Source organism: Sphingomonas sp. KC8, assembly GCF_002151445.1.
Lineage (GTDB): Bacteria > Pseudomonadota > Alphaproteobacteria > Sphingomonadales > Sphingomonadaceae > Sphingomonas_E.
Genome location: NZ_CP016306.1, coordinates 1,310,805 through 1,334,789 on the forward strand (window position 1 = coordinate 1,310,805; position 23,985 = coordinate 1,334,789).

The window sequence follows — 23,985 nt, forward strand, 5'->3', positions numbered from 1 at the left end:
TTGAGGCGGTTTTTGGCGGGCCGGCGACACTAGGGCCGATCCGCTCGCGCCACCGCCGTTTTGATCGGCCCCCACCGAGTGGTCCGGTTTGATTGTTAGTGCATTGTTGCTTCCGCCGCCATTGCTGACGGTAGGTGGAGCGAAGCGGAACCGGACGGCGGCAATGGCGGTGTCGCACTTTCCGGGGCCGGCGGCCGATAGCCGAGGCTGCTGTGCGGGCGAACGGTGTTGTAATGCCGCCGCCAGGCCTCGATCAGCACCTTGGCCTCGGCGAGGCTGTAGAAGATCTCGCCGTTGAGCAGTTCGTCGCGGAGCGACCCATTGAAGCTTTCGTTATAACCATTCTCCCACGGTGAACCGGGCGCGATATACAAGGTCTTCACGCCGATCTGGGCGAGCCATGTCTGCACGGCAGTGGCGATAAACTCGGCGCCATTGTCCGACCGGATATGAGCCGGTGGTCCCCGCGCGATGAACAGGTCAGCGAGAGCCGCCAGCACATCTTCATGCTTGAGCTGGCGTGCCACGATAAGCGCGAGGCACTCCCGGCTGGCCTCGTCGATAATGGTGAGGATCCGGAACTTGCGCCCGTCATGCGTACGGCCCTCGACGAAGTCGTAGGCCCAGACATGCCCTGGATATTCCGGCCTGAGCCGGATACACGAGCCGTCGTTCAGCCATAACCGGCCCCGCTTTGGCTGGCGCTGTGGCACCTTCAACCCCTCCTTGCGCCAAATCCGCTCAACGCGTTTGCGGTTCACCGTCCAGCCGGCATCGCGCAGCAATGCGGTCACCCGGCGATAGCCGTAGCGGCCGTATTGCTTGGCCAGTGCGATAATGTCCTCGGTGAGCCGCACCTCATCATCCGCCCCGCGCGGCACCTTGCGATGCGTCGACCGATGTTGCCCGAGCACCCGGCATATACGCCGCTCGGACACTGGCAACTCCCGCCGCAACTGATCGATACAGCGTCGCCGCCGCGCGGGGCTCAGAAGTTTCCCCGAGCGGCCTCCTGAAGGATCAGCTTGTCCAGCGTCAGGTCCGAGATCGCCCGGCGAAGCCGCAGATTCTCCTTCTCCAGATCCTTCATCCGCCGCGCCTGGTCGGTCTTCAGACCGCCATATTCCTTGCGCCAGCGGTAGTAGGTTTGCTCGGTGACCGCGATGCGCCGGCAGGCTTCGGCCGTCGTTCCACCCTGCGCCAGCACGATCTCAACTTCACGCAGCTTGCCGATGATCTCTTCCGGCTTGTGCTTCTTGCTCGGCATTCGTCGTCCCTTTCGTGATCCAGACTATCATAGTCGATGGACCACTCAGACGGAGGCAGATCAATCATCGGCAAGATCGGTGGGATCGATGTGACCTCGGTTTCGGCATATCGCTACAGCATGGCGATAGGGCGGAACGAACTCGACGGAACGCCTGTCCAGATCCTCGCATCCGAAAGCTACTACAAGTCGAGTCAATATTCCCAGGAGCTACGCTTCTCCGGCGATATCGGCGACCGACTAAGTTATATATTTGGAGGATACTACTCTACCGAGAAAGGGGTAGAATCCTCGCTCGCCCAGACATTCCGTTTCTTCGCGCCCGCGGCACCGGCGCCGAACTTCGGCTTCACACAAAATCTCTCGGATGTGAAAAATCGATCGGCCGGCATTTTCGGCCAGGCGAATTACAATATAACCGATGCGCTACGCCTGACAGGCGGCCTTCGCTGGACGTGGGACAAGCGCTCAGTCGTGCTGCACAATATCACCAATGTTTTCGCCAACACGTGCTCCGCCGAGATCACCGGGCTTCCGGGATTCATTGCCCCGTGCAGCTATCCACGCAGCGCAGACTTTGATTATCCGGCGTGGACATTGGGCCTCGACTATCGCGCGAGCGACGATCTTTTCGTGTACCTGAAGACGAGCGCAGCGGCCAAGGCGGGCGGCTTCAACATCCGCAACGGCTCCGCCTCTACACCGCCATTCAATCCGGAGAAGGTCAAGGACGTCGAAGGCGGCCTCAAGATGACCTCGCCCGATGGGCGGCTGCGCGCCAATGTCGCGCTCTTCTATTCCTGGCAGTCGGGCGTGCAGCGCAACGCCGCCGCGCTCGTCAACGTCGGCGGCGTGACGACTACGACCCAGTTCCTGCTCAATGCCGGCAAGCAGGACGTTTATGGGGCCGAATTCGAGGTGTCGGCGGTGCCGTGGGAGGGCATGCTGGTCAACGCCAATCTCAGTCTGCTCAACGGCGAGTATGTCGACGGCAGCTTCACCGAGGTGCGCGACCTGCCCGGCGCCGGCCTGCCCGGCTGCACCGCTGTCCCAACCAATCCCGCGCTATCGCGATGCATTGTCGATCGCAGCGGTGAAACCGTGCCGCAGCTGCCCAAGGTGCAGCTCAACTTCGGCTTGACCCAGAAGGTGCCCGTGAGTTTCGGCGAGTTCACGCTCCATGGCAATTACGCCTATATCAGCAAGCAGGCATTCGATACGCAGACAGCCGATCCGCGCCAGTCGGCGGCGACGCAGGCGATCCTGCGCGAGCAGAACGATCTGGGCGTGGTGCCCGCCTATGGCCTGTTCGACGGCCGCCTCTCGCTTCAGTTGGACGAGCCCAATATCGAACTGTTCACCTTCGCCAAGAATATCGGTGGCAAGAAATATGTTGCACGCCGATTCAACAGCCTCTACAGTTCGCTCGGCGTAGCCTTCCAATATATTGGCTCGCCTTTCACCTGGGGCGCCGGCGTCACCTTCCGTTTCGGACCTCGCTGAGAATCTGGGCGGCGTCTGCGGCGGCGGGCGTGAGCCCGTCCGCCGAGCGATCTGCCCGCCTGAGAATTCCAGGCTATCAGGGCCCTTGGTCCACTCAGACGGTGCAAATCACGTGCTCGCCGCCTACACAATACCGCCTCGGCAGCTTCGGCACGACCAAATCATCTCGACCGATGGCGGCATCGCCCACAGCACGCCTTATCAAGCCGGCTTGATCGACGCGATGACGGCATCGAAGGCCTGGAACGGGGGGGGGGGCGACAAGGCGCCCCCCCTCAGGCGTTCTACCAGACCAGAGGCAGCGCCTTCACCTGAATGATATTGCCCAGCCAGAACGGCACTTCGGCCTGCGGATCGACCCGGAATTCCGGAAGTTCGGCCAGCATCGTCTCGATCGCGATGATGAGTTCGCGGCGGGCGAGATGCATGCCAAGGCAACGATGCGACGAGCTGCCAAATGCCAGGTGACCGGGCTTGCGATCGAAATCGATCCGGTTGGGCTCCGGCCATGCTTCGGGGTCGCGCGCCGTGATCGAAGTCGACATGGCAATACGATCGCCCGGCAGCATTTTCACGCCCCTGAACTCGGTCTCGCGCGTGACAGTGCGATAGGTCGTGACGGCGGCATAAGCGCGCATCATCTCTTCGATCGCGAGCGTCAGCTTCGATGGATCCGCACGCAATTCCGCCTGCTGCTCGGGGTGAGTGGCAAGATGCCAGAGATGCAGACCGATATTCGCCGTGACCGTGTCGAGGCCTCCGACGAAGAGATTCCAAGCATAGCCGAACACCATGTCGTTCGACCACGGTTCGCCGTCATATTCATAGGTCAGCGCATAGCTCAGAAGATCCTCCCGCGGCGCGCTGCGGCGCTGGGCGATGGCATCGAGCAAATAGGCTTTCACCTCGTGCGTCGCCTTGATCCGGACTTGCATGTCCGGCGCGTGGAGCAACGCCGTCTCCCACGCGAGAAACTGATCCACTTCGTCCTGCGGCAAGCCAAAGAGATCCAGGAAGATCGAGACCGGGAAGGGAATCGCGAAGTCCCTGACGAAGTCGCAGTGTCCCTTGTCCTTGAACGCGCCAACCAGCTCCAGCGCGCGGCCACGAACCATATCATCGAGCGCGAACATCTTCTGGGGTGCAAATACCGGATTGAGAACCTTGCGCACCTTCTTGTGTGGATCGCCGGTCAGTTCGGTCGGAACCAGGTCCCAGTCTTCACCGATCAGCTTGGCGAAGCTTGAGAACCCCTTCTTGGTGAACAGGTCGTCGTCGGCATAGACTTCCTTCAGGTCCTCAACGCGTCGCACGATCCACCCGCCGGTACCGTCGGGATAGATGTTCGGGCACCAGTAGACCGGAGGCGTCGACGCATGAAGCGGAGCGAGGCGGGTCTCGAATACGTTTTCATAGACTGTGGTCCGGTCCGCCACCGGACAATCCAGAACCAGTGCGCCCGGAACATGGGCGGGGATATTCACCGTTGAGTTCGCCATTCAATTCCCTCTCATATCTGTGCCGACCTCAATGCGTCCGAAGCTCGGAGCCACGATCGGTCAGTACCTTGTTTCCCATCCGGGACCGGGCACGTTCCTCGGCCGCCAGCGCGTCAGCGTCGGTGAAGAACACCTGATCCTCGGTTATCCTCGGCGTGATCGGATCCCAGCACGTAATCCGGCATCTGTCCCCGTCGACAAGACCCGTTCCTGCCTCATCCAGCTGCTCCCGCCATCCATCCAGATCTTGCCTGCCATCGACCCGATAGATGCCGACATGAGTGTAGTCCGGCAATGTCTCCACGAGTTGACCGTGCGGCCGGAACATGAGGAAGGCGCCGCTTTGGACGCCCGGCCGGCGCAGCCTTTCTGGCATATGCTCGTCCTGATACCATTGGCGGAAGGCACCCTCACAGCCGGTAGCGGGATTGAGGAGCTCGAGGACCACGCCGCCCATGTGCGGCGTACCCGGATCATTGTCGCGGAATGCCAGCGGAAAATAATGGAAGTCGTTCAATGCGTCGGCGGCGATCGCGTCCGTCACCATCATCCGCGTCGTCAGCGCATTCTCGATGTGCTCGCGGGTGAACCGATCGGCATCGAACACGTCGTAAAGCGCCAGATAGGCCCATCCGAAGTCGCCGGACGACTGGTCTGCCTGCCTGACGCTCCAGCGAAAGCGTTGCGCGCTGATCGAACCGCGGAAGCGCAGCGCGTCGCGCAGGTGGATATTGGTGTACCAGTCGTCGAAATCCGCCTCACGCCCGGGCCGGGCGTTGGTGAAGACGACCAGGACGGCTTCGATCATCGCCGCCTATCCGATCCTGGGCATGATCTCGGCCGCGACCCACCGCAACCGGTCGACATATTCGTCCATGCCCGAGATCCCGGGCGGCAGAGGCACGATGGTCTCGGTGATGCCGAGCTCCTTCAGCCAGCCGATCTGATCGATGATCTGCTGCGTGCTGCGCGAGCCAGGGGCACGCGGATCATCCAGTATCTCGTGGTGAGCGCCGACATTGAGCATCTCAAGCGCAAAGAACATCGAGATCGGTCGTCCGTCATATTCAGACTGAGACTTGATGAAATCGAGGCAGTCGGGAAATTTCTCGGGCGGCGTGCGGAAAGGCGACCAACCGTCGGCGAACTTCGCAACGCGCTTCAGCACGGCTTCCGCATCGCCACCGAGCCAGATCGGCAATCTCGGAGCCTGCAGCGGCTTCGGCGCAAATCCGATATCGCGGAACCTGACGAACTCACCTTCGAACTCGGGTTTCTCCTGCGTCCAAAGAGCAATGATGGATGCAAGATACTCGTCCGCCATGCGGCCGCGTTTCTCGAAGGAAACGTTCAGCATGTCGAACTCCTCCTTCAGCCAGCCCACGCCGAACAGGGCTTCGGCACGGCCTCCGCTGAGCCAGTCGAGCGTCGACCAGGCCTTCGCGTGGACCAGCGGGCTTTGCAGCGGCAGAATGGAGACCGAGGAGGACAGGCGAAGGTTTTTCGTCTGGCCGCCAATATAGCCGAGTGCGACAGTCGTGTGGAAATAATGATCGCCGGAGAGCTCGATATGACTTTGCGGCACGACGAAATGCTCGCCCAGCATGCACTTGTTGTAGCCGAGCTCGTCCGCCACCTTCATTGCGATCCCGATATCGCTGCCGCTCAGCGCATATTCCCAGGGCTGGACCATGGCCGCGACATGCATGCTGTTGGGTACGCCGACATTGAGCTTCACGGCTGATTTCCTCCCATATCGCGGGACGCCTGACGGGCCTCGCTATCGCGGCGATCATTGCCGATGGCCGGCAAGCGGCACCTGTCCAAGGACAGGCACTCAGGCCTGGCCGGACACTTCCCGGTCGGTTCGGCGGGTTAGCTCCACGAGCGGAAGTGTGAGCCCCAACCGTTCGCCCAGCGCCAGAGCCGCGTCGAGATCCTTGACCATCAAGGAACGCAGGCCCTCGCGTGTCCGCGCTTCCGCGGGGTCGGACCTTGGATCAGCCGGGCGGCCCATCACCATCATCGGACCACCAACCGAATCATTGCTGCTTTCGACAACCCGCGCCAACTGCGCAACGCTTACCCCCGCAGCCCGCGCCACTTCGGACGCCTCATATCCTGCTCTCAGACAGCCATAGACGATGATGTTGCGGGCGATCTTCGCCGCCATTCCAGCACCCGGCGGGCCCATATGCTCTACCGAGCGGGCAAAGCCGTCGAGAACCGGCCGGACCTGCGCCAGGGTGGCGTCGTCGGCTCCCACCATACAGACGAGCCCATTCTCGCGCACCCTGGGCCCGCCAGTCACGCCGCAATCGACCAACCCGACTCCAGCAGCATTTGTCCGTGTGCGTATTTCCTCGAGATCATCCAGCGAAACCGTCGCGAGCAGCACGATATTCATTCCCGGACGCGACCGGGCGAGGATGCCGTCGGGACCACCGAGTACATCGATCGTCTGTTCGGCACTTACGACGGCGATCAGGATCGTGTCGCAACGCTCGGCAAGGGCCGCAGGCGTGGCCGTAACGGGCGGTACGCCCTCAAGGCCCTCGGCTGCCTCGGCGCGCACGTCGTAGACGGCCTCGAGCATTCCGGCGCGCGCGAGACACAGCGCGACGCCGCCGCCAATCATGCCCAGCCCGACCACACCTGCCCTTGCCATTCCTATTCTCCGTCAAAGTTCCCGAGGCGCAGGCGCCCGCGAACCCATTCTCGCACTCCGATTGCGATCCACGCCTGTCGGGCGGCAGGCGGCAATGGCCGGGACGAACTGCCGCGAGACGCTACCCGCATCGCTGGTCAATCGTCGGGAGTAACAAGGTCTCCGGTGATCTGGATCCCCGCCCCGTCCACCTTGTAGGTCTTGTTCAGGAAGATCAGGATCGACGTCATCGCTTCCGCGCCGGCCGAATTGACGAGCGCGCCTCCATGCAGCCCGCGCAAACCCGCGGCATTGGCGAGTTCGACGACGACGCCGCGGGCGGCCTTGTCATCCCCGAAAACGAGGACGTCGCAGCCGATGTCGATGTCCATCGCAAGCTTGTGCGCGGCAACATTGTGGAAGCCCGAGACCAGGGTCACGCCATCGCCCAGCAGCCTTTGTGCGCGAACGGCGGCGCTGCCCTCCGGAGGCATCTGGACGCGCATCACCCTGGGCGGGACCAGCGGCACGGTGGTGTCCACGACGATCTTGCCGGCAACGTGCGGTGCGATATCCGCAAGGGTCGTCTCCTGCGCGGCGAAGGGGACGGTGACGATCACGACGTCGCCGGCCGCTGCGGCTTGGGCGTTCGAAAGGCCGACAATGCCATGGCCGAGTTCGGCGGCCTTTGTCCGGGCGCTCTCCTCTCCCCGCGAGCCGATCACGACCCTGACGCCGGCTCTCGCCAGGCGCCACGCGATCGCCGCACCCAATTTTCCGGTTCCGCCGACGATGGCGACACTTCTCGTTGCAGCCGTCACCATCTCAACCCTCCCTGGCCATCGCCGCCCACCGGTTCATGTCGGCATACATGGCCGAATGCGCGGTAAACCCTCCGTCGGCGGTGATCGCAGCACCGGTCACGAAGCGGGACTGGTCCGACGCGAGAAAGGCCACGACCTCGGCAATGTCCTCGGGTCGGCCGAGCTGCGGGGTGAGATGATGCTCGAGCATCGCTGACTGGACCGCCGGCGGCAGATTGTCGTCGAGCGCCTCGGTCATCACCAGGCCGACCACCACCACGTTCGACCGTATTGCCTGCTTGCCATATTGAGTGGCGATGTAACGGGCGAGATTGATCAGGCCGGCCTTGGAAGTGCCATAGGCGGGATAATCGAGGTCGCCCGAAAGGCCCTTGCCCGATCCCGTGAAGATTATGGAGCCACCACCGGCTTTGAGGAGATGCGGAATCCCGTGCTTGGCGACGAGCATCGAGCCACGCAGGTTGATGGCCATGGTCTGGTCCCAGAAGGCCGCGTCCATCTCGGTGATCGCACCGTCCTGGTTCAGACCGCCACTGCCTGTCTGGGCGGCGTTGCTGTGGAGGATGTCGATCCGGCCGAAATGGCTGGCGACCCTGCCGATGCCTTCCGCCACCGAGACTTCATCGGCGACGTCCATCGCAACGGCAAGGGCTTCTGTGCCAAGCGCCTCGAGTTCGCGGACCGTCTCGGTCAGCTTCCCGATTGTCCGCCCGGTGACGGCGACCCGCGCGCCGCGCCCCGCCAGCAGTTTTGCCGTGGCCTTGCCTATGCCCGACCCGCCACCGGTGATGATCGCGACCTTGCCCGAGAGCGCGCGATTGTCGTCCGTCATAATCTCACTCCAACTGGGGCCGGACGGTTCTCCGGCAGGATGCGATAAAGGGTTGTGCGTTCGTGGACGGGCCGGCCGATGCTGGCGGCCAGCGCCGCCATTCCCGCCGGTCCGAATTCCTGGCCATTGAGGCCGCCCGCCGCCCGCGTGATCGACTCATCCATGAGCGTGCCGCCCAGGTCGTTGACACCGGCTTCGAGCATTTTCGCTGCGCCGGCGGGGCCCATCTTGACCCACGAGGTCTGGATGTTCGGGACCAGCGGGTAGAGAGCGATGCGCGCAACGGCGTGCATCAGGAGCGCTTCGCGAAAGGTCGGCCCCGATCGTGCCTTTCCCTTTCGCCAGATCGGCGCCTCCATGTGCACGAAGGGCAAGGGCACGAATTCCGTGAAGCCGCCGGTGTCGGCCTGAAGCGCTCGGATGCGCAGCAGGTGTCGCGCCCAGTGACGGTAGGTGTCGGCGTGACCGAACATGATGGTGGCGGTCGATCGCAGTCCGATCCCGTGCGCATGGCGCATGACGTCGAGCCATTGTTCTGTATCGAGCTTGTCGGGGCAGATCAGCGCGCGCACTTCGTCGTCGAGGACCTCGGCCGCAGTGCCAGGCAGCGTTGCGAGGCCCGCAGCTTTTAGGTCTCCGAGAAAATCCTCGATCGGCTGGCCAAGCGTGGTGGCTCCGTGAAGGATTTCCAGTGGTGAGAAGGCATGGATGTGAACCGTCGGTGCCGCGGCGCGGACCGCGGCCAGAACATTGAGATAGGTATTGCCGTCATAAGCCGGATGAATACCGCCCTGCAGGCAAACTTCGGTGGCACCGCGCGCTACGGCTTGCGCGGCGCGACGGCCGATTTCGTCGAAGTCGAGCCGATAGGCGGGTCCCCGCTCCGAACGCGTGCTGCCCTTGGAGAAGGCACAGAAGCCGCACGCATGGAGGCAGATATTGGTATAGTTGATGTTGCGGTTCACAACATAAGTGACCGCCTCGCCGACGATCTCGGCGCGGAAGCGGTCCGCCGCCGAGACAATTGCCGGGATGTCGGCGTCGCTTGCCGAAAAGAGGCGAACAATATCGGCCTCGCCGAGATCATCGCCGGCCGCAGCGCGTGCAATCACGGTCTCAATCGCCGGCGAAGCCAGGCGTCCGCTCGTCCCAACAACGGGAACGTCCTTGCCCTGGCCGGCGAACCAGTCGTCGTTTCGCGGCAAACCGCGCGCGTCGACGGCGCGGCGCACGCGCGGTGCAAGCCTCGCGTCGACCCAGCGATCCGGGTCACGCGCATGCGACGGTCCGATGGCGAGCCGGTCATGCAACTGGCGGCCGGCGGCCGCTGTCGCTTTGGTGAGTGCCAAGATTTCGGGCCAGGGCGCCTCGGGATTGACGTGGTCGGGTGTGACGGGAGACACGCCACCCCAATCGTTCACGCCAGCCCGCAACAGCGCCCCGACGGCGGCCGGATCATGAAGATTGGGCGGTGCCTGGATGGCCATTTCCGGGCCCAGCACGAGGCGCGCAGCCGCAATCGTCCAGAGATGATCTTCGAGTGAGGGTTCCGGATGATGCGCCATCCTGGTGCCGGGTTTGGCCCGGAAATTCTGGATGATGACTTCCTGGATATGGCCATAACGGCGGTGAAGATCGCGGATCGCGACCAGGGCTTGGATCCGTTCGGCGCGGGTTTCGCCAAGGCCAATGAGCAGGCCTGTCGTGAACGGGATCGCCGCCTCGCCAGCAGCCGCGATCGACGCGAGCCGCGCTGCCGGAATCTTGTCGGGTGAGCCGTAATGGGGCCCGCCGCGGTCGCACAGATGCTCGGCCGTGCTTTCAAGCATGATGCCCATCGACACCGCCGATCCGCGGAGCGCGCGATAGTCCTCGATCCCCATGAGGCCGGGATTGAGATGCGGCAGCAGGCTGGACTCGGCGAGGACCATGTCGGCCATCTCGCGCAGGTAGCCAAGCGTCGTTTCATGGCCGAGCGCCTGGAGCGCCGAACGCGCAAAAGCGTATCGCGCCTCCGGCTGATCGCCCAGGGTGAACAGGGCCTCCCGACACCCTGCCCGTTCGCCGGCCCTGACGATGGCAAGAACCTCGTCCCGGGACAGGAATGCCGCGCCGGCACGGGTCGGTGTAGTGGCAAAAGTGCAATAGGCGCAGACGTCGCGGCACAGCCGGGTCAGCGGAATGAATATCTTGCGGGAATAAGTGACGAGGCCGCCTGTGGCCTCCAGCGTCAAGGCTTCGCTTTGATCGATCAGGCTTTCAAGCCGAGCCGGGACGAGCACGGCCGCGAGTTCATCCGCCCCCATGTTTTCGCGCAGGTGGATCATGTCACAGAGCATTCCGCGCGGCGGCGAGGCCCTTGATGGCCGACAGCGGATCGGCATGACCCGGCAGGGCCGCGATCAACGTCGACACGCCAAGCGCCTCGAGTTCGCTCAGCCAGGCGGTGGCCTCGGCTTCGGACCCGGCAAAGGTGTCGAACCGGGCCAGGAAATCGCGCAACCCAAGCTCCTTCATCAAGGCGACATTGCGACCGCCGACGACGACATGTTCGGTCGGATCGTAGCGGCTCTGGAATTCGAGGATGCGCCCGCGAAATTCCTCCGGCACCCGCGCCATTGCCTCCGGCGTCCGAAATGCCATGGCATTGACCGCAATGAACGCCTCGAGATCGGCAAGTGCCTCTTCCCGCTTCGACCGGACCGAGACGTAGGAGACCGCCCAGATGTCTACGGCATCGGGATCCCGTCCGGCAGCGATCGCTGCTGTTCGTACCGCATCGATGCGCACCGCCAGGCCGTCCATGTCCGATTGTCCCGCGAAGAGAATCACGCCGTCGGCCTGCTCCCCGGCAAGCTGCAAGGCCTTGGGTCCGAACGCCGAATAATAGATCGGCACGGGCCGCGGAAAACGCAGCGGCTTGACGGGCCGATCATCCCAATTTGTGCTCGTCCCGTTCAGGAGTGCCCGAAGTGCCGCGAACTCCTGGCGAATCTCGTCCTGATTGGCCGGCGCCCGTCCGATCGCCATGACCGTGCTTCCGCCGGTCGCCAATCCCAACGCGACGCGACCGCCTGTCAGTTCATCGAGTGTCGCGAGCGCATTGGCACTCGCGATCGGATGCCGCAGGAAAGGCGATGTCACGAGCGGCGCGAGCTGCGCCTCGGGCGCGTCCATGCTGGCGAGCGTCAGCGAGACATAAAGATCGTGCCAGCCGGCCGGGGAATCCCCAACCGTGACGAGCTCATATCCGAGATTGGACGCGAGCCGGATCTCCGTTCGAAAGGCGGAGAGGTCGGTGCCCCAGAGGCTGCAGATTCCGAGTTTCATGGCTCCGCTGCTCCGCTGCCGCATCGAAATGGCTCCGAGCGGTTTTCCTCTTGGTCGCCGCCGACCAGACGCTTCAAGCAAGTGTCGCAAGCTGACGGGCCGGTGACGTCACCGGCCCGCCGCCTGACAGGATCAGAAGGCGTAACGCGCCTTCACTCCCCAGGTCCGGGGTTCGCCGACATAGACCGAGCTGATCGGGAAGGTGAGCAGCAGCACGCTTGGCGCCGAATAATAGACCTCGTTGAACACATTCTTGAGAAAGACGCCGAGATCGAGGCCGGTGCCGCCGACCTGCTTCCAGGACAGGTTCGCGTTGACAAGGTTATAGCCCGGCAATTTCTCGCCATTCTGGCCGCCGAAATCGGCGGTCGTGAACACGTCGGCATTGAACTCGAGGTCGCTGTCGAGTGGTCGCACCGGCAATGTCCAGCTAATCGCGAACGTGCCCGAGAAAGTCGGGGAGAACTTGTTGATATTCTCCTCGGAGAAGACGACCCCCGTCGGCAGATTGTCCGGCAACGTGACCTTGTCGATCGTCACCTTGGTGATCGCGCCATTGAACGAAGCCGTGAAGCTCGGAACAGGGCTTACACTCGCCTCGAACTCCACGCCGTAGATGCTCTGATCCGAGATGTTGGCGCCAAAGGCGGTGTTGCTCGGAGTATCGGGTGCCTGCTGCGGCACGACTCCGGTGACATTGAGGAACTGCAGCGCGTTCTTATACTTCGAATAGAAGGCCGAGATGTTGAAGCGGCCAACGGCACCACCTTCCCGGAAGCTCAGCTTGGAGCCGATCTCGATATCGGTGACGGTTTCCTTGTCCGTGGTCTGGAACGGCCGCAGGTCGGGGCAAACGCCACCGCCGAACACGCAGGCGGGATCCGATCCGCCGGTCGTGAACACGGATTCGAACTTGGGCGTATTGACATTCGCCCCGCGATAACCGCGACGCGATGACACGTAGAGCATCCAGTCCGGGTTGATCTTGTAGTCGAGGCCGATCGTCCAGCTGGGGGCATCACCCTTGTTCTTGACCGTGCCGACACCGTCGATAGCGCCCGTTGCCGCAATTTCGCGGCACTCGCCGTTGGTCAGATAGTCCGCGCCCGATGCACCACCGCAGGAATCGACCTTGTCCCAGCTGTAGCGAAGTCCCGCGTTCAGCGTCAGGCTGTCGGTGATGTCGTAGCCGATCTGGCCGAACAGGGCGTAATTCTCGTTGGTCACGTGCGAAGTCACGGGCGCGGCGGGAACGCCTCCGACCGAAAAAGCCGTGAACTGCGAACCGGCCGCTCCGTAGGACTGGTCCTTGTTGTAATAGGCGCCGACAATGAAGTTGAGAGCACCAAAATCGCCAAAGACCTGGAATTCGTCGGTCAGATATTCGCGGCGCGTAAGTGCCGAGGCGTGAAACAGCGTGAACGGAACATTGACGCCCGGCGCCACCGGCAGGGAAAGAGGCCCGACGGCGCCGGTATTGATCAGCTGGTTGCTGAAATTCTTGCGATAGCCGATGATGTTGCGAAGAGTGATGTCACCAATCGCAAAAGACGTGTTGTTGATGATCGAGCGCTGCTTGCGATCCGCGAAACCGCCATTGATGCCATCGTCGAACGCACCGCGCAGATTGGCACGTTGAGTGGCAAGATGGCCCTGCACCTGATTGTCGAGGGCGCCACCGAGGTCGGGCCCGAAGAAGGCGGCGAAGGGAAAATTCTGGCGTAGCAGATAGAGACCACCGGCAAGCTCGTTGGCCTTGGAATATTCGGCGATCGTCAGACTGCGAATGTTCTCGGTGGGCTCGAGGAGCAGCGATGCGCGGAAGCTGTCCTGATGGATGTCGTCAAAGCCTGGGCCGCTGTCGAGCGCGCGCACGCGTGGATCCTGCCGGCGAACCTGCCCAGCGACCCGCAAGGCGACCTTATTGTCGACGATCGGGATGTTGACCGCGCCCTCGAGCTCCCAATGATCGTAACGACCATAAATGCCCTGGGCGTAGCCGGTGAAATCGTAGGTCGGCGCCTGTGTGTTGATCAGGACGGCGCCGCCCAGCGTGTTCTTGCCGAACAGCGTGCCTTGCGGCCCCTTGAGAACCTGCACATTGGCGATGTCATAGGTCGGCACGTTCGATCCGACCGACGGCATCGCCACATCGTTGGTGTACATGACAACGCCCGGCGTCCCCTCGCCGAGCGGAAGATTGCCGATACCGCGCAACGTCAGGGCCATCGTGTCCTTGCCGCCTTCGGAGGCGAAGGTGAAACCCGGCGTGATCGTCCTGAGATCGGTCGCGGTCTGGACATTTGCCCGCTCCAGCCCCTCGCTGGAAAAGGCGGTTACCGAGACCGGCACGTCCTGCAGGCGCTCCTCGCGCCGCCGCGCCGTCACGACCAGTTCGTCGAGCTCTCCCGCCGGAGCCGCGGCTTCGGTTGCAGCCGGCTGGGCTGCGCTGGTCTCCTGGGCTAGGGCCGGTACCGAAGTGGACATCGCAGTGGCTAGCAGAATGGCTCTGCTGGAAATGAGGTTCATGGTCACCCTCCCTAGATGACAGGCCGTTGCCTGGGTGCTTGTGCGTCGACTGGACCTGGCGATTTCCCCCAAGCCGGGATTCTCGGCATCGAACCGGTTGCGTCACCGAATTCCATGGATCGAAGCCCGAGGGGACAAGGCAACAAGAAACGTGTCTCTCAACCCATCGCCGGATAGGGTTGCGAGAATTTTGGAAATCGGCGTGCCGTTCGGATCACCGACTTGCGGGCGACGCCCATACCGCCGCCGAAACATTGCTGCTCATCGGGCGCGCCAGCGCTCGATGGCATCGGCCACGGCGACGGGAACCGGCGCACCGATTGCCCCCTGCTCCCCACCAAAGCGCGGCGCAGGCGCCGGCTGCACGATACCGTCCTGTTCGACAAAACTCTTTCGCGAGGCATTGTGCGGATGCCCGGGCGCCTCCGCCATCGACAGGACCGGGGTAACGCAGGCGTCGGTATCGAAAAACCGGGCTGCCCATTCGTCGCGGGTCCGCGTCCGGAACACTGCCTCGAAATCGGCCTGCATCGCGGGCCATCCCGTGCGGTCATTCTGGTCATAGCCGCGATCCGCCAAACCCAGTCCCGACACCAGCTGCGCGAAGAATTGCGGCTCGAGGCTTCCAACCGCCACATGCCCTCCATCGGCGCATGCATAACAGCGATAGAAAGGTGCTGCGCCATCGAGCAGGTTGCTCGCGGGTGCGTCGGTCCAGAGGCCGGACGGCTGCCAGGCGTAGAAGAGGCCCATCAACGCGGCGACGCCATCGGTGATGCAGGCGTCGACCACCTGGCCCTCGCCGGTACGCTTCGCGGACAGGATACCCGCGAGCATCCCGGCGATGAGGAACATCGCGCCGCCACCATAATCGCCGACCATGTTGAGCGGAACCGGTGGTGGCGACGCGCCGTCGCCGATCGCATGCAGGACGCCTGTGAGCGAAATATAATTGATGTCATGGCCGGCCCGCATCGCAAGCGGCCCGGACTGGCCCCATCCAGTCATCCGGCCGTAAACCAGGCGGGGATTGCGCGCCAGGCAGACATCGGGACCGATACCGAGCCGTTCCATAACACCGGGACGGAAACCTTCGATCAGCCCGTCAGCCACGTCGATCAGTGCCAGGAGCGCATCGCGATCATCGGGATCCTTGAGATTGAGGAAGGTGACGGTGCGACCGCGATGGAGGATGGCACCGCCAACATCGTCCCATGCCGCCGGTCCTGCGCTCGGCGGTCGCGCCACGCGGACGAGGTCCGCTCCCATGTCTGCGAGCAAGGTCGCGGCGAGCGGAACAGGGCCGATCGCGTCGATCTCGACAATGCGGATACCGGCAAGCGGTCCTCGGTTTGCAACCATCAGATGTTCGTCCTGTCCGCGCCCTTGAGATCGAGGATCGCACGCGCCTCATCGGGCGTGGCCACCTCCAGGCCCATGCCTTCGATGATCTGGCGAGCCAGCCGCACTTGCTCCGCATTCGTCTCGGCCAGCCGGCCTCGGCCCGCCCACAGCGAATCCTCAAGCCCTACCCGGATATTGCCGCCCATGGATGCGGCCATTGCGACGATACCCAGTTGGCGCGCGCCCGCGCCCAGCACCGACCATTCATACTGATCGCCGAACAGCCGGTCGGCGGTGCGCTTCATGTGCATGACGTCGTCGGGATGACTGCCGATGCCACCGAGGATGCCGAAGCAGGTCTGGATGAACAAAGGAGCCTTCACCAGGCCGCGATCGAGAAAATATCTGAGATTGTAGAGGTGGCTCGTGTCGTAGCACTCGAACTCGAAGCGGGTGCCGAGGGGCGACAGGATGGAAAGCAGCCGCTCAATGTCGGCATAGGTATTCTTGAAGACCAGATCGCGCGACGCCTCGAGCGCTGCGGGTTCCCAATCATGCTTCCAGGTCTTGTAGCGATCGAGCATCGGGAACAACCCGAACCCCATCGTCCCCATGTTGAGCGATGCTACTTCCGGCGCAAACCGCTCAGCCGGCCGGATCCGCTCGTCCACCGTCATCGATGGATGGCCGCCCGTGGTGAGGTTCAGCACCGCGTCGCTGCGCTGCCTGATCACTTTCAGGAACGGCTCGAAAAGGTCGGGATTCTGGTCGGGACGACCGTCGACCGGATTGCGCGCATGGAGATGGATGATCGCGGCGCCAGCCTCTGCCGCGCCGATCGCGGATTCGGCGATTTCGTCTGCCGTCACCGGCAGGTGAGGTGACATCGAGGGGGTATGGATGGCCCCCGTGATGGCGCAGCTGATGATGACTTTGCCCTTGGCCATGCTTGCGGTTCCTTTACGCGTCGATGCATGCGGCATGCAGCGTCGCATGCCGCTCGCAATCTTTCTTTCGATAGGAAGCCACCCATGGTCCGGCCCGCAGGCCGGACCATGCACGATGCCTAGCAGCTCAGGGCAGGAGACCCAGCTGACGCGCGCGGATTACGGCCTGGGGTCGGCGACGAACGCCGAGTTTGTCGTATATCTGCTGCATGTACCATTTGACCGTGCCTTCGGTCAGGCCGAGCCGATCGCCAATCTCGCGATTGCGTAAGCCCCCGCTCACCATGACGAGGATGTCGATCTCCCGGGCGGCGAGGCGGCTGCTCAGACCATAGTCTTCGTCATCTTCTTCGGTTTCGATTGCCGGTCCGCCGCGCATTGCCGAAACGAGGGTGGCGGCGAACCGGTCCGCCGGCGTTTCCAGCGTGGGGCCATTGGCATAGGCCTCTGTCATCAGCGAAGCGATCACTTCACCTTCATCGATGAAAACACGAGTCCAGCCCGCCGGTTCGGCCATTTCGACCGCCGTGCGGACCGCCCGGCGGGCCTCGGACCGGTTGCCCTTCAGAACCGCGATCTCGGCCAGCAGCAGTTCGAATGTAACGGCCGAGCGAGTGGCGCCGCTATGCTTGACGAATTCAAGCCAACGCATGGCGACCTTGCGGGCCCGGGACAGGCGATGGCGCTGCATTTCGAGGCGGAGCCAGGCGACCGCGATGCTTTCGTTACGGCGCGTCGGGTTGAAACTGGGTACGGGCTCGCCGTCGATGCGCGGATCGCCCGCGGCGAATGCCGCTTCAGCCTCTTCCAACTGGCCATTCTTGACAAGGATCCGGACCTGCTCTGCGACCACGAAGGCCCGAAGGCGATCCAGCCCGCATTCAATGGCGACGAGATGCGCTTCCTGAAGTCCAGACAGCGCCGACTGGAGCTCGCCACGCGCCGCTGCAAGCCGCGCCCGCACGAGATAGCCCGACGCCAGCTGATCAACGAAACCCCATTGCCGCACAGCCGGCAGATAGCGTTCGACAAGCATGCCCGCCTTTTCCAGGTCACCGCATTCGTAAAGCAACTCGGCAAGCGGGAGCGCGGGAAGTGCGGCAAGACCCGAGCCTTCGCCCTGGATCGACTGGGCGAGCTCCAGTGATTCATCGAGAAACTGCCGCGCAAACTCGGTCTTGCCCTGCGCCATGAGCGTTGGCGCGACCGAAGCCTTGAGCGCGATCGATGCGAATTGCGAGCCTGGCCGTCCGAGGGCTTTGCGCGTTTCGGCCTCGAGCTTGAGCATGTCATGAAAGTGATAGAGTTCGCGTCGCGCCGCCATTAGCTGCGCGAGCAACGTACAGCTGAGATAGGCGTCGTCGTCGCCAAGGTCCGCCAGCAGTGCCTCGGCGGCCTGCTCGACCGCGGCCATGTTGTCGCGTCCGGCTTCCAGCATGATTCGCCGATGACGGATCATGTTGCCCAGCCGGTCGGCATCGTGACTGTCATAGCTACCGTCCTCGACACCGGACTCCAGGCAGAGCCGTGCCGCCTCGATAAGCTTTTCGGCCGAGCTGAATGCAAGGGTGCGGATGCGCCGCCAGGCGAGAGCGAGCAGCAGCATCGGGCGGTTGGACATGAGTTTCCAGGGAAGCTCGGAACCCAGTTCATCGACCCGATAGAGGTAGCCGCTATAGGTGAGTCCTACCGCCAGCCGGTCGAGCTGTTCGGCCAGAAAGGCCTGGTCGCGGCTGAGCTTCGCATGTTCGAGCGCGTCGAGCGGCTGGTCGGTATCGGCGAAATGCCGGCTTGCCCGCCGATGCAGTTCCGCCGCACGGGCCGGCGCGCGGTCCATCAGTCGCCCGAGAACCATGTCGCGGAACATCTTGTAATAGGAATAGCGGCTACGCTCGCGATCAGTCGCATTGAGGAACAGACCCGCGGCAAAGACCCGGTCCAGCATGGCGCGCGCTTCGTCGCTGCCCGTCACCGCGGCGCAGGCCGAGGGCGTCAGCTCTTCCAGGATAGAGGTGTCGACCAGGAAGTTGCGGACGTCGGTTACCTGATGGTTGAAGATTTCCTCGTGGAAGAATTCCGCAAATTCATGCCGCAAGCCGGTGGGTCGAACGACGGCCCGCGCGTCCTTTTCTTTCTCGCGCTTGTAAAGGTCGCTGGCGAGCACGATGCCCGCCACCCACCCTTCGGTGTCGACGAGGATGTGCTGGAGATCGCCGGCATCAAGCGGATGTCCCACGGTCCGGTGGACCAGCTCGGTCGCCTCCTTGGCCGACCAGCACAAGTCGGCATAGCCGACCTCGACGAGGAAACCCAGCGCCCGCATGCGCGCAATCGGGATCTGCGACGTGCCGCGAGAGGCAATGATGGTGGTCAAGGAGTCCCGCGCGCTTGCGATTAGCTGCGTCAGGAAATCCAGAATGTCCTGGGAAAGTGTCTGGGCGTCGTCAATGACGAGCACCGGACGGGCGTCACCGCTTCCAGCGAAGGCAGCCAGCCAGTCGTCCTGCCGCACGCCTGCTCCCGCCCCCTTCCATCCGAGCCCCGCGGCCACGCCCGCGGCTTCGAGTGCGAGAAGAAAGGACCGCATGTCGGAGATACCGGCTCGGGCGGCCAGCCAAAGAACCGGCCGTCCGGCCTTTCGAAACTCATCGGCCCAATAGAGCATCGCGGTCGTCTTGCCGCTGCCGGCAGGCGCGCACACTGTCGTGACACGCGCATTGCCGACCGCCTCGGTCAGGCGCGCGAGACTTTCCCTGACGATGATCGGGCGCGCTGCACGCGGCGGCAAGATGGTCGTTTGAGCTATGCCCATTCCGGATTTCCTCTGCCTTGCGTTCGCGTCTCTTCCGCGCGATTCGCTTTGAGTTGTGAAATATATTTCACATGCCGAGATCGCTTTGGCAATGCGCTTTCCCTATCCCTCGGTAGGTTCTCGAAATCGGATGGCGCACGACATGTGCTTCGAGGCGCGTCCGCCAAGAGGCGCGCAGATGGACCGGGAATCGGGATGGTTGATGGACGGAAAGCACAGCAACCGCCCGCGCGCCGGTTGCGATCGCAGTCCCTAGCATTCCAATCCCCGCACATTTTCAGGAGCCTTTGTCACGATGCGTGTTCTCAGCCTGAAATCCGCAGACGGCCTCGATGCCGTCACGCTCGATACCGTCTCCACGCCCATGCCGGGCCCGGGCGAGGTGCGGGTGGCGCTGAAGGCCGCGTCGCTCAACCACCGCGAACTTTGGATCACGCGCGGCCAGTATCCGGGCATGCAATTGCCAGCGACGCTCGGGTGCGACGGCGCCGGTGTGATCGATGCCGCGGGTGACGGCGTCGATCCGGCGCGTGTCGGCCAGGAAGTGGTGCTCTATCCAGGTCTCGACTGGGGCGATGACGAGCGCTTTCCGGCGGCTGCGTTCGGTCTTCTCGGCATGCCGGGTCCAGGCACCATTGCTGACGCCATCTGCGTGCCGGCAGCGAGCGCGATCGCAAAGCCGAAGCATCTGGACTTCGCAAGCGCCGCTGCCGTTCCGCTGGCCGCCCTCACCGCTTGGCGCGGACTTGTGACAAAGGCCGGTCTCAAGGCTGGCGAGAAGCTGCTGGTCACCGGCATCGGTGGCGGTGTTGCCACCTTTGCGTTGAAGTTCGGCGTCGCAATGGGTGCGCAGGTCTTCGTCACGAGCGGCTCGGATGAAACGCTGGCCAAGGCCCGCGAACTCGGCGCCGCAGGCACCATCAACTATCGCGAGGAGAAATGGGCCAAGCCACTGGCGCAGGCGAGCGGAGGCATCGACGTCGTGTTCGATGGCGCTCCAGCCGGCGGCTACCGGAACTATGGCCGCGCCCTCAACATGGGCGCCCGCGTCGTCGTCTATGGCTCCACAGGCGGCCACAGCTTCGAGGTCAACGCCCCCGAACTGTTCCTCAAGAATATCCAGCTGATCGGTACCAATGTCGGCAACCTCGCCGAGTTCGAGGCCATGATGGCGTTCGTCGAGGACAAGGCGATCGAGCCTGTCATTGACCGCAGCTTCGCCCTTTCCGAGGCGAAGGACGCCCTTGCCTATCTCGAGAGCAGCCACGGGTTCGGCAAAGTCGTGATCGACATCGGAGCGAAAGGCCAATGAGCGAACTCTTCCGCCTCGATGGCAAGCGGGCGCTCGTCACCGGCGGCGCGCAGGGTCTTGGCCGCATGATTGCAGAAGGTCTGCTGCGCGCTGGCGCACGGGTCGCCATCACCTCGCGCAAGGCAGACATCTGTGCCGCTGCTGCCGCCGATCTGTCGGTACTGGGCGATTGCATCGCGCTGCCCGCTGACCTGTCAACGCCCGAGGCGGCGGTCGAGCTCGTCGCGCGCTATCGCGAGGCTCGCGACGGGATCGACATTCTGGTCAACAATGCCGGCAAGACCTGGGGCGGCGCAATCGACAGCTTTCCGGACAAAGCCTGGCCCGACGTCATGGCGGTCAACGTGCAGACGCCCTTTACGATGGTCCGCGAACTGCTGCCTGAACTTGGCGCCAGCGCAACGCTCGACGATCCCTCGCGCGTCATCAATATCGGCTCGGTCGCGGGCGTGAAGACCGAGCGCCTGCATGCCTACAGCTATGCCGCCAGCAAGGCGGCCATCCACATGGTCAGCCGCGATCTGGCCGGTGACCTCGCCGATCGCAACATCACGGTGAATGCAGTCATCCCGGGCTTCTTCCCGACCAAGATGACCGCCCATTTGCGCGACGAGGACAAGGTCGACCCCGCGCTCCTTTCGCACATTCCGCTGAAGCGGCTTGGCCGGCCAGATGACATCGCCGGGATCATCGTGTTCCTATGTTCGCGCGCGGGCGCCTATGTCACCGGGGCCGAGATACCAGTGGATGGCGGCATCGTCGGATGCGGCTGAGCGTCGAGGACCGGCTGGCCGTCCAGGACGTGGTGATCCTCTATGGGCACCTCCATGACAGCCGCCAGTCGCACCGCATCGCCGACGAGATATTCTGTGCCGATGCGATGATCGATTTCGGTACGGGCCTCGTCAGCGGTCGCGAGGCCATCCGGGCCTTCTTCGGCAGTTTTCATGGCATCCTCGGGACGTCGCACAATATCTCCAATCTCATCGTGGAGGGTGAAGGCGACCGTGCCCGCTGCCAGAGCCATTGCCTCGCGTGGCACTGGCTCGAGCGGCCCGCCGATGCCAATGGCAAGCCCTCGCTTCACCCCGCCGACACGCTGGCCGTCGGCGGTTATCAGGATGAGCTTCGCCGCGAGCCCGATGGGTGGCGGATCGAGCGCCGCCATATCGTACAGTTTGGCACCGGCCTCGGCGTCGGTGAAATCCCCCCGGCCCTGCGCCCCGTCTTCGAGGGCGCACTCGGCCGACTTCCGGAGTGGCCATGACATCCATCGCGCCTTTCAGCGTTTGCGTGCCGGACGAAGCCATCGACGATCTGCGGGCGCGGCTTGGCCGCACCCGCTGGCCCGGCCGGGAGACGGTGACCGACTGGAGCCAGGGTGTGCCGCTCGCGACCCTGCGCAATCTTTGCGAAGAGTGGCGGACCCGGCATGACTGGCGCCGTTGCGAGACCGCGGTGAACGCATGGCCCCAGTTCCGCACCGATATCGACGGGCTCGGCATTCACTTCCTGCATGTTCGCAGTCCCGACCAAAATGCGCTGCCGCTCCTTCTCACCCATGGTTGGCCAGGATCCGTTCTGGAATTTCTTGAGGTGCTTGGGCCGCTGTCGGATCCGGCCGCGCACGGCGCGCCTGGCGCGCAGGCCTTTCATCTCGTCGTCCCGTCGCTCCCGGGCTATGGATTTTCTGATCAGCCTGACGCGACCGGTTGGGGCGTCGAGAGGATAGCCGATGCCTGGATCACGCTGATGCGACGACTGGGCTATGGCCGGTTCGTCGCGCAGGGTGGAGATTGGGGCGCCGCGGTCACTACCGCGATTGCAATGGCTAGACCAGCTGAATGCCTCGGCGTTCATCTCAACATGCCGCTGGTCTTTCCGGAGGAGAGCGATTTCGCGGACCTGACGCCGGCCGAGCAGGCGACCGTCGCGAGCATGCAATTCTATCAGGACCAGGATTCGGGATATGCGAAGCTTCAGGGCACGCGCCCTCAGTCGGTAGGCTATGCACTGGCAGATTCACCCGTCGGACAGGCTGCCTGGATCTACGAGAAGCTCCACGCATGGACTGACAATGACGGCAGCCCCGAAAGTGCCGTTCCGCGCGATGCCATCCTCGATCTGATCTCGCTCTACTGGTTCACCAACAGCGCCGCCTCGTCCGGTCGGCTCTATTGGGAGAGTGCTACCGCCTTTCGTGGCCAGCGCCTCGAGATTCCCGTCGGCGTCAGCATATTCCCAAAGGAAATCTTTCGCCCTTCGCGCCGGTGGGCCGAACGGAGCTATTCAGAGCTCGTCCACTGGAACGAGCTCGACAAGGGCGGCCACTTCGCTGCGTTCGAGCAGCCGGCGCTGTTTGTCGAAGAGATGCGCACCTGCTTTACCAGGATGGTCTAGCGCGGCCTCGCCGCGATCAGGCCGACGGTGTGTACCGCTATCATGCACAGCGCCATTGTCGCGGCGCCGGCCATCCATGTCGCGACGATCGGCCAGCCGGAATTGAGCGCGATCGTGACGGGTGCCGTGGTTGAACCAAGCGTCGCACCATAGGTGAACAAGGGCACGATGAGCAGCCAGAGACGTCGCGTTCCGGCAAGATGGGGCAGGAGCATGTGGAGGGCGCCGGCCAGGACGAAGGCCCCGGTCGCATCGCAGAAGGAAAACCACAGCGGCGAGCCGAACAGGTGAAAGGGCTGGGAACCGTAAAAGGCACTGAGGTTCAGCCACTCGCAGATCGAGACGGCCAGCCAGTCAATGACGACGACGCCTGCGAACAGAGTCCATAAAGTGGTCGACGTGATCCCGCGCTCGAAGCGGCGGGCGAGAAGATAGGCCGTACCACCGAAGAACCAGGCATAGCCGAGCGGTACGTACCAGGGAATGGTGCGTTCGAACCCGCGGAAGAAGGCAAGCTCGTTCACCGGCGGGTACCAGTAGAGCAAGGTGTTGTCGAAGATCGGTTCGATCACCACCGCCGACAACGCGGTCCCGACAAATACGAACGGGAGCGCCCAGCCCCTTTCCCTTCGCTCCCCACCAATCGCCCACCAGGCGAGGATCGAGGACAGGATCAGAAGCGTGCCGATCAGGAATATCCAGCCGGCTGGCTGTGCCGCTACATGAATGGGCATTGCCG

Annotated in this window: 19 protein-coding genes; 5 read left to right on the top strand and 14 right to left on the bottom strand. The window is 63.5% G+C overall.

The genetic code is table 11. From position 1 onward, the window contains the following. Window positions 1-95: 95 nt before the first annotated feature. Window positions 96-1,267 (bottom strand): IS3 family transposase gene (locus KC8_RS06145; RefSeq protein WP_157663893.1). Its coding sequence is split into 2 segments (ribosomal slippage): window positions 96-1,003 and window positions 1,003-1,267, totalling 1,173 coding nucleotides; the frame shifts between segments, so codons are not numbered across the junction. 90 nt (window positions 1,268-1,357) lie between these two features. Between KC8_RS06145 and KC8_RS06150 the strand changes: the two genes are divergently transcribed. Beyond that, window positions 1,358-2,770: a TonB-dependent receptor gene (locus tag KC8_RS06150; protein WP_198360972.1), complete on the top strand. Its 1,413-nt coding sequence runs from the start codon at window positions 1,358-1,360 to the stop codon at window positions 2,768-2,770. A 284-nt stretch (window positions 2,771-3,054) separates the two neighbouring features. On the opposite strand, the gene KC8_RS06155 is transcribed toward KC8_RS06150, so the two are convergent. The 12 genes from KC8_RS06155 to KC8_RS06210 form a co-directional block, all read right to left on the bottom strand. Then, on the bottom strand, window positions 3,055-4,269 hold the full coding sequence (locus KC8_RS06155; protein ID WP_029624456.1) for a cytochrome P450: 1,215 nt from the start codon (window positions 4,267-4,269) through the stop codon (window positions 3,055-3,057). 28 nt (window positions 4,270-4,297) lie between these two features. Further along, window positions 4,298-5,077, bottom strand: coding sequence for a hypothetical protein (locus KC8_RS06160; RefSeq protein ID WP_010124957.1), 780 nt, complete (start codon window positions 5,075-5,077; stop codon window positions 4,298-4,300). Between the two features lie 6 nt (window positions 5,078-5,083). After that, window positions 5,084-6,007, bottom strand: a complete 924-nt coding sequence (locus tag KC8_RS06165; protein ID WP_010124955.1) for a TIGR03619 family F420-dependent LLM class oxidoreductase — start codon at window positions 6,005-6,007, stop codon at window positions 5,084-5,086. 99 nt (window positions 6,008-6,106) lie between these two features. After that, on the bottom strand, window positions 6,107-6,937 hold the full coding sequence (locus tag KC8_RS06170) for an NAD(P)-dependent oxidoreductase (RefSeq protein WP_050805378.1): 831 nt from the start codon (window positions 6,935-6,937) through the stop codon (window positions 6,107-6,109). A 137-nt stretch (window positions 6,938-7,074) separates the two neighbouring features. Then, a complete protein-coding gene (gene npdG / locus KC8_RS06175; protein ID WP_010124953.1) occupies window positions 7,075-7,740 on the bottom strand; it encodes an NADPH-dependent F420 reductase in 666 nt (221 codons plus the stop codon). A gap of 1 nt (window position 7,741) precedes the next feature. Beyond that, window positions 7,742-8,572: an SDR family NAD(P)-dependent oxidoreductase gene (locus tag KC8_RS06180; protein ID WP_010124952.1), complete on the bottom strand. Its 831-nt coding sequence runs from the start codon at window positions 8,570-8,572 to the stop codon at window positions 7,742-7,744. Then, on the bottom strand, window positions 8,569-10,899 hold the full coding sequence (gene cofH, locus KC8_RS06185; RefSeq protein ID WP_010124951.1) for a 5-amino-6-(D-ribitylamino)uracil--L-tyrosine 4-hydroxyphenyl transferase CofH: 2,331 nt from the start codon (window positions 10,897-10,899) through the stop codon (window positions 8,569-8,571). The genes KC8_RS06180 and cofH overlap by 4 nt, the downstream gene beginning before the upstream one ends. 1 nt (window position 10,900) lies before the next feature. Next, a complete protein-coding gene (locus KC8_RS06190) occupies window positions 10,901-11,926 on the bottom strand; it encodes an LLM class flavin-dependent oxidoreductase (protein WP_232455644.1) in 1,026 nt (341 codons plus the stop codon). 108 nt (window positions 11,927-12,034) lie between these two features. Further along, window positions 12,035-14,431, bottom strand: a complete 2,397-nt coding sequence (locus KC8_RS06195; RefSeq protein WP_029624455.1) for a TonB-dependent receptor — start codon at window positions 14,429-14,431, stop codon at window positions 12,035-12,037. A 261-nt stretch (window positions 14,432-14,692) separates the two neighbouring features. Further along, window positions 14,693-15,793: a CaiB/BaiF CoA transferase family protein gene (locus KC8_RS06200; RefSeq protein WP_010124948.1), complete on the bottom strand. Its 1,101-nt coding sequence runs from the start codon at window positions 15,791-15,793 to the stop codon at window positions 14,693-14,695. Further along, window positions 15,793-16,722 carry a 3-keto-5-aminohexanoate cleavage protein gene (locus KC8_RS06205; RefSeq protein ID WP_029624454.1) on the bottom strand — a complete coding sequence of 310 codons (930 nt, stop codon included), beginning with the start codon at window positions 16,720-16,722 and terminating at the stop codon, window positions 15,793-15,795. Before KC8_RS06205 ends, KC8_RS06200 begins: the two co-directional genes overlap by 1 nt. A gap of 127 nt (window positions 16,723-16,849) precedes the next feature. Further along, window positions 16,850-19,534: a LuxR C-terminal-related transcriptional regulator gene (locus KC8_RS06210; RefSeq protein ID WP_010124945.1), complete on the bottom strand. Its 2,685-nt coding sequence runs from the start codon at window positions 19,532-19,534 to the stop codon at window positions 16,850-16,852. A gap of 295 nt (window positions 19,535-19,829) precedes the next feature. On the opposite strand from KC8_RS06210, the gene KC8_RS06215 reads away from it, so the two are divergent. Genes KC8_RS06215 through KC8_RS06230 form a run of 4 tightly spaced genes read left to right on the top strand, consistent with a single transcriptional unit; the run spans window position 19,830 to window position 23,246 of the window. Further along, window positions 19,830-20,846 (top strand): zinc-binding dehydrogenase, encoded by a 1,017-nt coding sequence (locus KC8_RS06215; RefSeq protein WP_010124944.1) that lies wholly within the window; start codon window positions 19,830-19,832, stop codon window positions 20,844-20,846. After that, the gene (locus tag KC8_RS06220; RefSeq protein ID WP_010124943.1) at window positions 20,843-21,619 is read left to right on the top strand and encodes an SDR family oxidoreductase; all 777 of its coding nucleotides are present in this window, start codon (window positions 20,843-20,845) and stop codon (window positions 21,617-21,619) included. Before KC8_RS06215 ends, KC8_RS06220 begins: the two co-directional genes overlap by 4 nt. Then, a complete protein-coding gene (locus KC8_RS06225) occupies window positions 21,610-22,113 on the top strand; it encodes a nuclear transport factor 2 family protein (protein ID WP_010124942.1) in 504 nt (167 codons plus the stop codon). Before KC8_RS06220 ends, KC8_RS06225 begins: the two co-directional genes overlap by 10 nt. After that, the gene (locus KC8_RS06230; RefSeq protein ID WP_010124941.1) at window positions 22,110-23,246 is read left to right on the top strand and encodes an epoxide hydrolase family protein; all 1,137 of its coding nucleotides are present in this window, start codon (window positions 22,110-22,112) and stop codon (window positions 23,244-23,246) included. Before KC8_RS06225 ends, KC8_RS06230 begins: the two co-directional genes overlap by 4 nt. Here KC8_RS06230 and KC8_RS06235 read toward each other — a convergent pair. Further along, window positions 23,243-23,980 (bottom strand): hypothetical protein, encoded by a 738-nt coding sequence (locus tag KC8_RS06235; RefSeq protein ID WP_010124940.1) that lies wholly within the window; start codon window positions 23,978-23,980, stop codon window positions 23,243-23,245. The genes KC8_RS06230 and KC8_RS06235 overlap by 4 nt on opposite strands. Window positions 23,981-23,985: the final 5 nt, after the last annotated feature.